Below are 10,172 nucleotides of genomic sequence, written 5' to 3'. Positions count from 1 at the left end.
AACTCAAATCCTTAGGATTAACTCATTTAAATGAGAATTTTGCTAATTTTCCGGTTATTATTTTAGATTATTATTCTCCTGATTATTGCCACCTTATGGCTGGTAACGATGTCTTAACCAAGTACAAGGATGTCCAGGTCGGTACTTTTTAGACTCTTGATTTCTATTTAATATCCCTTAAAATGGGGTATGTTTAATCTATCCCTTCTCATTCTTCTTCTATTTTCCATAGAGGTGAAGGAGTTAAAGTGGATTGACCCCCTAGGGAGAAAGCCTAAAAGTTATGAGGAATGGCTTAATGAGACTTTTACTAAGGAAAAGACAAGGATCGGTAATGTCTACCAAGCCGGAAAAGAGAACCTCTGCGCGATAATCGTTAATGCGGAAATCTATCCGGATTTAGTTTTGGAGATTAACCAATTCGTTTCCGATTTACAAAATGAAGGTTGGGCGGTTCGGGTGGATACGATAAGGGGTCTTTCTCATACCCAATTGCGTAATCATTTGGCATCCTTAAATAACCTGAAGGGGGCAATTTTTATTGGTGAAGTTCCGGTTGCCTGGTGCGAATCTTATGGCTTTGGGGTTGAGGAATATCCAATTGATTTGTATTTTATGGACCTGAATGGGAATTGGGTTGATAGTGATAATGATGGGAAATATGATAACCATACCGGTGATGTCAATCCGGAGATTTGGGTCGGAAGACTTTATTCTCGGCCTTTGACTTGGGACTCGGAAATTCGGCTCTTAAAGAATTATTTTTATAAGAATCATTTATACCGAATTGGTCTCTTGTCGGTACCGCGAAGGGCTTTATCTTATGTTGACGATGACTGGCAGGGTTTTGGAGATTGTTCTCTTTCCCGGGTCTATACTGATGTGACGGTGGTAGAAACACCAAGTATTACCACCGCTTCGGATTATAGAAACCGATTGCGGCAAGGTTTTGAATGGATTCAGGTTTGTGCCCATTCATCACCCTGGGGCCATACCTTTGCCATACCTGGTGGTTACTCAGGAACGGTCTTCAATTCGGAAATTTTTGCTCTTGAGCCTAATGCCCTCTTCTTTAATCTCTTCGCCTGTTCCGGAACGAGGTTTATTGAAGAGAATTATTCTGCTGGTTGGTATATATTTCAGAACCCTTATGGTCTTTTGGCGGTTGGTAGTAGTAAGGTCGGTTCGATGCTTAATTTCCAAGACTTTTATACCCCTTTGGGAAGAGATTCTTGTGTTGGGGAGGCATTTAAGGCTTGGTTCATAAGAAATGGGCAGAGTTCTCGCTCCTGGTTTTATGGGTTAAATATTATGGGAGACCCAACTTTAAAACCAAATCGGGCTAAGATAAAGAGATTGGGTGGTAATAAAAGTTATTCTCTAAAGCCGGGTTTAGATGTGGAGGTTGTCTCACCTAATTCCGAGACCGATAACGCGCCAGCGGTTCTTCTAAGTTCGGATAATAGAATCTGGGTTGCCTGGACCACCGGCAGAAATACGACGAATGGTCGTTTTGATATCTATTCTGCGTATCGGGATAACTCCTGGCAGGATGTGGGTTTTATTGGCCCTCATACCTATTGGGATGTGTGCCCGGCTCTGAGTAAGGAGGGTAATGGCAATCCAATCTGCGTCTGGTCCCATTTTGACTATACCAATAACCACTCGGCTTATAACCTTTATTATAGTATCTATCAAAATAATTCTTGGTCCGCAAGGCAGAGGTTTGTGGTTGACTCTTCTTGTGCCCTAAATTCTTCTTTGGTTCGGGATTCAAATAATTTTGTCCGGGTCTTTTTTCAATCCCGAAGAAGGGGAAACTTAGACATTTTCACTTCTACTTTTAATGGCACAAATTGGTCTTCGCCACTTCCGGTCACATCTAACCAAGATGATGATTTGTCCCCGAAATCCTTAGTTGCTCAGAATGGTCGGGTTTGGGTATTTTATAATAGATATTTAATAGATGGGAGTAAAATCTTTGCCAGTTTTGAATCGCTTGGTCTCTGGTATGAGATTGGTCCAATCTCTGGTAATCAGAAAAGGGCTTATCGTCCTTCTGCTACCTTAGAAGGCAATAATAGGTTCTGGGTCACTTGGCAGAGTTTTGATGATGGTAACGGTAATATCTATGGTGCTTATTGGGATGGTAATAACTTTTCCCCACCGATAAGAATCACCTTGGACACTTTTAATGACCTATTTTGTGATATGGCAACCGATAATCAAGGAAGGCCATTTTTAGTTTGGCAGACCAATCGGGATGGGAATTGGAATGTCTATTTTTCTTATTATGAGAATGGCCTTTGGCGAACTCCCCAACCGGTTGACTTAAATACCGGGGTTGATATTTATCCCAAGATTCTAATCCGTAATGATGAGGTTTGGGTAATTTGGCAGAACTTTTTTAGTAATAATTGGGAGATATTTGCCAAAATGGCTGGTTCGGTGGGAGAGAGGGAAGAAAGGGTTAGGCGAAGAGAATTTGAAAGTAAGGGTTCTTTACGCCGGATGGAAATTGGTGAAGAGATTTATGATATTGAAGGGAAGAAGATAAGTTCTGGCAGAATAAAAGGTTCGGGAATTTACTTTCTTAAAAGGAAGGATGGGTATCAGAAGGTAATATTGGTAAGATAGAAGGATTTCTTTCCCCGCGCCAAAAATTTAGAAAGGAAAAGATTATTCCCTTGATTTTTGGCGGATTACGGGTAAGATAACTTTTATGTGGCAGTTAAGAGAAGTTGCCGAAGAAAAACTTGCCCTTCTCAGAGCAGAGACGGGTTTATCCGATGGGGTTTTGAGGCTTCTCCTTTTAAGGGGATTAGAAAGTAAGGAAGAAATTTCTGCCTTTTTGTATCCTTCCTTAAAGGATTTCTATCCTGCCAGCCTTTTGCCGGATATTGATAAAGGATTAGAAAGGTTAAAGAGGGCAATCAAGGAGAAAGAGGCAATCCTCATCTGGGGACACGAGGATATGGATGGCATTACCGCTACCGTTCTTTTGGAGGAAGTGCTTAAAGATTTACGAGCGGAAGTGAGCCATTTCATTCCCCAAAAGCACCAATTTAAGCATGGGATTTATCCGCCAAAAATTCTCTCAGAAGAAGGGTGGAAAGAGGTGAGACTTCTGATTGCTGTTGACTGTGGCACAACCAATAATTTAGAGGTGAGAGAGTTGAAGGAGAAGGGAATGGAGACGATCATTATTGACCATCACGAAGTAGTATCAAGTTTACCCGAGGCGGTAGCGATTGTCAATCCCAAAATCCCTGGTAGTAGGTATCCATTCTGGGAACTGGCGGCGGTGGGGGTAGTCTTTAAGTTCGCTTCTGCTCTCCTGGAAGATCTTTTAGGAATAACCATTGAGGAATGGATAACAGCGAAACCCGAAACCTTAGCCCTCACCTCCTTAGGAACAATTTCCGACCGGGTGCCACTCCTCGGGGAGAATCGGATAATCGTGAAAAAGGGCTTGGAGATTTTACGAGGAAAGGGAAGAAGCCCTGCCTGGGAGATGATAAGAAATTTGGAAGATATTAATACCGTCCTCTCCCTTTTTTCCGCCATTGATGGCCAATCCGCTTGTGATTTCTTCTTAACTAAAGACCAGGGCTTGGCACAAGAGATTTTTGATAAGATGGTGGAGAGGCAAGAGGTGCTGAAGAGGGAGGTTGAAGAAACGATCTCCTTAGCGGAGACGGTTAAGAGTGTCTATCCCGGAATTATGATTGTGAAAAATGTCTTTCTTAAACTTCGTTTTCTCAGCCACATCGCCAATCGTTTTCGGGATAAATATTTAATCCCAGTGATTGTGTTGGGAAAGAGGGATGATGGGCTCTGGGTAGCGGAATGTCGGGGAGTGGAGGAGTTAGATTTATTAGAATTATTGCGGGAGAACTCATCTTTACTTTTGGATTGGGGTGGACATAAGAAGGCCTGTGGGTTTTCTATAAAGGAGGAGAATTTAGAGGAGTTTATAAACCGGGCAAGAGAATATGCGGAAAAGAATTTTCTCCCGAAGATTGAGAAAAATCTCCCTTCTTCTCAAGAGAGGATAGTGATGATTGATGCCATCCTCTCTTTGGAAGAGATTCCGAAAGAGGTTTTCCTCCTACCACCCTTCGGCGAAGGTAACCCACCTCCACTTTTTCTCTCTCCCAATACAGAATTTAAAGAGGAGTGGGTTCGCAACTTCTCAATCCAAGGGGAAAGTGAAAAGATCATCCCGGGAAATCGGTATGATATTGTTTGGACAGTTCAGGAGGAAGGGATTCGGATAAAGTTTTTTCTCCTCACCAGGAAGGGTCATCCCTTAGGGTATAAGTATTAGGATTTAAGGGAAGTTTATGGAAAAGGTGGTGGTGGTAAAGAGAAAGCCCTCCAAGAAGCGGCACTTCTGGTGTTATAAGGATGAGATCATCCAGATTAAAGGTAATTTAGAAAAGGGGGATGTGGTTCGGATTTATGAAGGGGAGAAGTTCATCGGCACCGGATTTTGGAATCCGGATTCGGCAATTCGGATAAGAATATTTTCTCCGGAGGGCGAGGATTTTGATGTTCCCTTTTTGAAGAAGCGGATTAAAAATGCTTATCAATACCGGAAAAATTTCCTGCCCGAGGAGGAAGACTTCCGGTTAGTCTATGGGGAGAGCGATTCCTTACCCGGGGTGGTGATTGATAAATACCGAGACTGCTTTGTTTTGCAGACCTACTCCTACGGTGCAGATTTAAGAAAGAATAAAATTGTTCAGGCACTCTGTGAACTCTTTCCGGTGCGCGGGGTTTTTGAGAAGAATGACTTTTCGGGGAGGACGGTGGAGGGTTTAGAAAGGAAAGAAAGTCTTTTATACGGAGAGATACCGGAGGATTTAATTATTAGTGAGAACGGAGCTAAATTTTATGTAAATATCAAAGAGGGACAGAAGACCGGCTATTATTTTGACCAGCGCCTCACCCGCAGGAAGGTTCGGGAGATAAGTGCGGATAAAGAAGTTTTGGATGTTTTCACCTATACCGGAAGTTTTTCTATAAATGCCTGTTTGGGCGGGGCGAAGAGTTCTCTGGGAATTGATGGTTCACAATTGGCTTTAGATTTAGCAAAGCGAAATGCGGAATTGAATGGGGTGAGCGAGCGTTGCCAATTCGTTTTGGGTAATGCCTTTCATCTTTTGCGCGAGTTCTATCGGGAAAGGAGACGCTTTGATATTATTGTCCTTGACCCTCCACCTTTCATCAAGTCCCTCAAGGATAAGAAAGAAGGCTTTCGGGGTTATCGGGATATAAATTTTCAAGCGATGCGCCTTTTGCGACCAAATGGAATTCTTGTCAGTTGTACCTGCTCCCATTACTTCTTCTGGCAGGATTTCTTGGAGTGCTTAGTGAGTGCCGCGGAGGAGGCAAATCGGGATTTTAGAATTATCGGTCGGCTTACCCAAGGACCGGACCATCCCATAATTTTAAGCATGCCGGAATCGGAATACCTCCGGTGTTTTCTCTTAGAGGTTTATTAGAGATGGGAAGGGAAAACGATTATATCTTCGTTAGAGGGGCGAGGGAGCATAACCTGAAAAATATTGATGTGAAGATTCCCCGGAACCGCCTGGTAGTGATTACTGGGATTTCCGGTTCCGGAAAGTCATCTTTGGCATTTGATACGATTTATGCAGAAGGGAGGAGGCGTTATATTGAATCTCTTTCTGCCTACGCCCGCCAGTTTTTGGGGGTTTTAGAAAAACCAGCGGTTGATAAAATTGAGGGGCTTTCCCCTTCTATTGCCATTGAACAGAGAAGTGCGGCGAAAAATCCCCGTTCCATTGTCGGCACGGTGACCGAGATTTATGACTATCTCCGGATCCTTTTTGCCCGGATTGGTAAACCTTATTGTCCAAACTGCGGTACCGAAATTACCCGGCAGACTACGGATATGATTGGGGATAAAATAATGAGTTTGCCTGAGGGGACGAAGGTGGAGATTTTGGCACCAGTAATTAGAGGGAAGAAAGGGGAATATAAGGATTTATTTGCGAAGATCAAAAAGAAAGGTTTCGTTCGAATAAGAGTGAATGGCACAATTTATGATATTGATAAACCACCGGAACTCCAAAAATATAAGAAACACAATATTGAGATTGTCATTGACCGAATTATCTTAAAACCAGAGATAAAGAAAAGATTGGCGGATTCTTTAGAACTGGCATTAAGGGAGGGGGAGGGGTTAGTTTTAATTTTGGCTGATGGGAAGGAGCATATCTTTTCTACCCATTTTGCCTGTGTCCAGTGCGGTTTTAGTTATGAGGAGATTTCCCCCCGGCTATTCTCTTTTAATTCTCCTTATGGTGCCTGTCCGGCTTGTCACGGTCTGGGGACAAAGATGGAGATTGACCCAGAAAGGGTGGTCGCCAATCCGGAACTTTCCATAATGGAAGGGGCTTTGGAACCTTGGGGTGAACCAAGGGGGTCTTGGTTTATTGCTCATCTGAAGGCATTGGCAAAATATTATGGATTTAATCTGCATAAGCCCTGGCGAGAACTTCCCAAAAAGGCGAAGGCTGTCCTTCTCTACGGCAGTGAAGAAGAGATTTTGGTGGAGTACGAAAGGTGGGACGGCACAACCTATCGTAATTATGAACGCTTTGAAGGCCTCATTCCTCACTTAGAAAGAATCTATCGGGAGACCGATTCCGATTCTACCCGAGAATGGATTGAAAGATATATGGCAATTTTACCCTGCCCGGAGTGCAGCGGTGCCCGTTTGAAAAAAGAGAGTCTCTCCGTAAAGATTCAAGATAAATCAATTTATGATGTGACTCGGTTCTCCATTAAAGATGCTTACCAATTTTTTAATAACCTTAAACTTTCTGAGACCGAAAGGTTAATCGCCGAGGAGTTGATAAGAGAGGTTAAGAAGCGGCTATCATTTTTAATTGCGGTGGGGGTTGACTATCTCACTTTGGACCGAAGAACCGATACCTTAGGAGGAGGAGAGGAGCAGAGGGTGAGATTAGCAACACAGATTGGTTCCGGGTTAGTGGGGGTTACTTATATCTTAGATGAGCCGAGTATTGGACTCCACATTCGGGATAACCAGAAGTTAATCAATTCTCTTCTCCGTTTGCGTGATTTAGGAAATACCGTGATTGTGGTGGAACACGATCGGGATATGATTCTCGCCGCTGATTATGTGATTGATTTAGGACCGGGTGCCGGAGAAGAAGGTGGTTACTTAGTTGCAGAAGGGACACCAAAAGAGATTATGAAAAACGGGAAATCACTCACCGGTGCCTACCTTTCGGGGAGGAAGGCAATACCTTTGCCGAAGCAGAGAAGACTGCCCAAGGGTGATTTTCTTCTCATCAAAGGGGCAAAAGAGAATAATTTGAAAGGGATTGATGTGAAAATTCCCTTAGGATTATTGATCTGCATCACAGGTGTTTCCGGTTCTGGGAAGAGTACTTTAATCTCGGATATTCTCTATAAGGCATTAGCCCAAATTTTCTTTCATTCTAAGGAGAAACCGGGAAGGCATGAGGGAATTTTTAATGTTGAGAAGATTGATAAGGTTATCAATATTGACCAGTCGCCAATTGGCAGAACCCCCCGTTCCAATCCGGCCACTTATACCAATGCCTTCGGACCGATTCGGGAACTATTTGCCCAAACCAAAGAAGCCCGGATGAGAGGTTATAAACCGGGGAGATTCTCTTTTAATGTTCGGGGAGGAAGGTGTGAGGCTTGTGCCGGAGACGGCATAAAGAAGATTGAGATGCATTTTTTACCCGATGTTTATGTTCCCTGTGAGGTTTGCAAAGGTAAGAGATACAATCGGGAGACCTTGGAGGTGAGGTATAAGGGGAAGAATATCTATGAGGTTTTGGAGATGACAGTGGAAGAGGCTTACCAGTTTTTTGAGAATATCCCGCCGATTAAAAGGAAGTTGCAACTTTTAAGAGATGTTGGTCTTGGCTACTTAAAACTTGGTCAACCCGCCCCAACCCTCTCCGGTGGCGAAGCACAGCGGGTGAAGTTGGCAAAGGAATTGTCAAAGATAGCAACAGGTCGCACCCTTTACCTTTTAGACGAACCAACCACGGGTTTGCATTTTGAAGATGTGCGGTTATTATTGGAGGTGTTAAATCGTTTAGTGGATATGGGCAATACTGTGGTGGTGATTGAACATAATATGGAAGTAATTAAATCTGCGGATTGGATTATTGATTTAGGACCGGAAGGGGGAGATGCCGGTGGTTACATTGTGGCGGAAGGACCACCAGAGGAGATAGTAAAGAACGAGCGCTCCTGGACGGGAAAGTTCTTAAAACCCTATCTTTCCCAACCCTGATAATGACCAAGAGAAAAGAGATAATTTATCGCCTTTTTCCTTTTTTAATCTTAATTCCTTTTTTTATTTTCCTGCGACGTTATTTCAACATTGATTTCTGGTACGATGAGGTATTCACTTTAACCAATTATGTCTTCTGCCCAATTAAAAAGACCATAACCGACTATTCTTTTCCCAATAATCACATATTGGCTAATTTAATAAATAATCTCTATCTGAAAATTTTCGGGATAAAAGATATTTACCAACTACTGGAAGCGCCGTATAAAATTCGCTTATTAGAATTGCTCTATACCCTAATTACCCTGTTTTATCTTTATCGTCTTGGAAAGAGATTCTTCAATCAAACGATTGCTTTACTTGCCCTTGCCACTTTCGTCACCACTGTTACTTACTATAACTTCGCCTTACAGGTGAGAGGATTCAGTTTGAGTATTATGCTTTCAACTATCCTTTTTTATTATCTCCTCTCTTTTCTTCAAAAGCCCAATTTTCCTTCTGGTTTAATAATTACTTTCACTACGGCTTTTACCCTTTATGCCATACCCTCTAACCTCTATCTCATTTTAGCGATTTTCGGTTATTACTTTTTCCCTCTTTTTCTTCATCATAGGAGAAGAAAAGAAAAGGTTAAAGTTAAGAATAAAGGAAAGGGAAAAGATGAACTGGTAAAAGAGAAAGGAAGATTGAAAGGATTAGATGCCGGGATAAAAAAAGTTCGGTTTTCTCTTCTTTCTTTTTTAACCGCCGGTATTTTCCTCGCAATCCTTTTCTATTCCCCAGTCCTAAAAGATGTTCTTAGTAATCGTTTTGTTCAGAGTCGGGGACTTTTCTATGTGCCCACCCTTTCTCAAACAATGCCTTTTACCTTTGCCCATTTCCTTTCCGGGAGGTATCTATTTATTCCGATAATCATCCTTGGTCTAATCTCTTATTGGCAAAAGAGAAAAAGATCTTACCTTGGACTTTTAATCTTTACTCTCCTTGTTCCGTTCTTTTTTAGTTTTATTCGCGGTGACCGTCCTTACCACCGAATTTTTGTTATTTTAACCCCTTTCTTTGCCCTTTTCCTTTCTATTTTGACGGAATCAATTCTGGACTTAATGGGTAAGAATTTTCCGAAAGTTTTTTTAGTTCTGGGGATAGTAATTTATAACTACCTTACCTTTGGTTTTCAATTGAAACATATTGAGAGGAAAATTGCTAATGATATCACCGAAGGCATTCAATCTCAAGATTTGAATTACAACTATTATCAATTTCATTACCGACCATTTTCCCTTTTAAAAGCCTTTAAGAAGATTTATGAGAGTAATCCCCTTCCCGTTTTTTTAGGAGAGTACGACCGGGCGGCACTGCCGGTTTATTTGACAAAGTTTAATATCCCTTGGGGACATCTGTCCTCTCAAGAAGACTTCTTCACCACCATTGAAGAAAAAGGTGGGATTTATGTGATTACTGCTTTTCCCAATCGCCTCCTGCGCTGGCTTACTAATTTTTCCAATTTAGAAGTTAAAAGAATCAACGAAGATTTAGACTTCCATAATATCTTTACCGTGAGAAAAATTTTCTACTAGTAAAATAGTGTACTGTTTACAGAGATAGTGACCACCCCAAAAGTCGGAAACTGCTATCTTATATAAAAATACCGGAGGAAATAAAGAAATGTCCGGATCAATTTTAGGAAGCGTTTTCCTAAGATACTCTTCCGGTCTCATACCATTCAATTCTTTACCGAAATGCTGTCTTTCTCTATTATAATATCTAATCCAACTATCCGCCTTTGGCGAGACCTCGCTCCGCGGGTAGGCAAGAAGAAATAAACTCATAGTAT

General features: G+C 42.0%; 6 protein-coding genes. 5 read left to right on the top strand and 1 reads right to left on the bottom strand.

What is annotated here, in order from left to right; genetic code table 11:
* Window positions 1–189 precede the first annotated feature (189 nt).
* The 5 genes from ABIL00_07715 (at window position 190) to ABIL00_07695 (ending at window position 9,915) form a co-directional block, all read left to right on the top strand.
* Complete coding sequence (locus ABIL00_07715; GenBank protein MEO0110645.1) at window positions 190–2,637, top strand: hypothetical protein; 2,448 nt, start codon at window positions 190–192, stop codon at window positions 2,635–2,637.
* A gap of 85 nt (window positions 2,638–2,722) precedes the next feature.
* Entirely contained in the window at window positions 2,723–4,330 is a 1,608-nt protein-coding gene (locus tag ABIL00_07710) for a DHH family phosphoesterase (protein ID MEO0110644.1), read from the top strand.
* Window positions 4,331–4,346: 16 nt separating this feature from the next.
* Window positions 4,347–5,510, top strand: a complete 1,164-nt coding sequence (locus ABIL00_07705; GenBank protein ID MEO0110643.1) for a class I SAM-dependent rRNA methyltransferase — start codon at window positions 4,347–4,349, stop codon at window positions 5,508–5,510.
* Between the two features lie 2 nt (window positions 5,511–5,512).
* Window positions 5,513–8,338 carry an excinuclease ABC subunit UvrA gene (gene uvrA / locus ABIL00_07700; protein ID MEO0110642.1) on the top strand — a complete coding sequence of 942 codons (2,826 nt, stop codon included), beginning with the start codon at window positions 5,513–5,515 and terminating at the stop codon, window positions 8,336–8,338.
* A gap of 2 nt (window positions 8,339–8,340) precedes the next feature.
* Window positions 8,341–9,915: a glycosyltransferase family 39 protein gene (locus ABIL00_07695; protein MEO0110641.1), complete on the top strand. Its 1,575-nt coding sequence runs from the start codon at window positions 8,341–8,343 to the stop codon at window positions 9,913–9,915.
* Here ABIL00_07695 and ABIL00_07690 read toward each other — a convergent pair.
* A partial coding sequence (locus ABIL00_07690) for a hypothetical protein (GenBank protein ID MEO0110640.1) occupies window positions 9,871–10,172 on the bottom strand: 302 nt, incomplete at its 5' end. The two genes, ABIL00_07695 and ABIL00_07690, sit on opposite strands and share 45 nt — an antisense overlap.

Source organism: candidate division WOR-3 bacterium (assembly GCA_039801905.1).
In the GTDB taxonomy this organism is placed as follows: domain Bacteria; phylum Hydrothermota; class Tepidihabitantia; order Tepidihabitantales; family JBDRVQ01; genus JBDRVQ01.
Note: the sequence above shows the minus strand (reverse complement) of the source record. Positions and strands in the feature narration are given on the sequence as shown.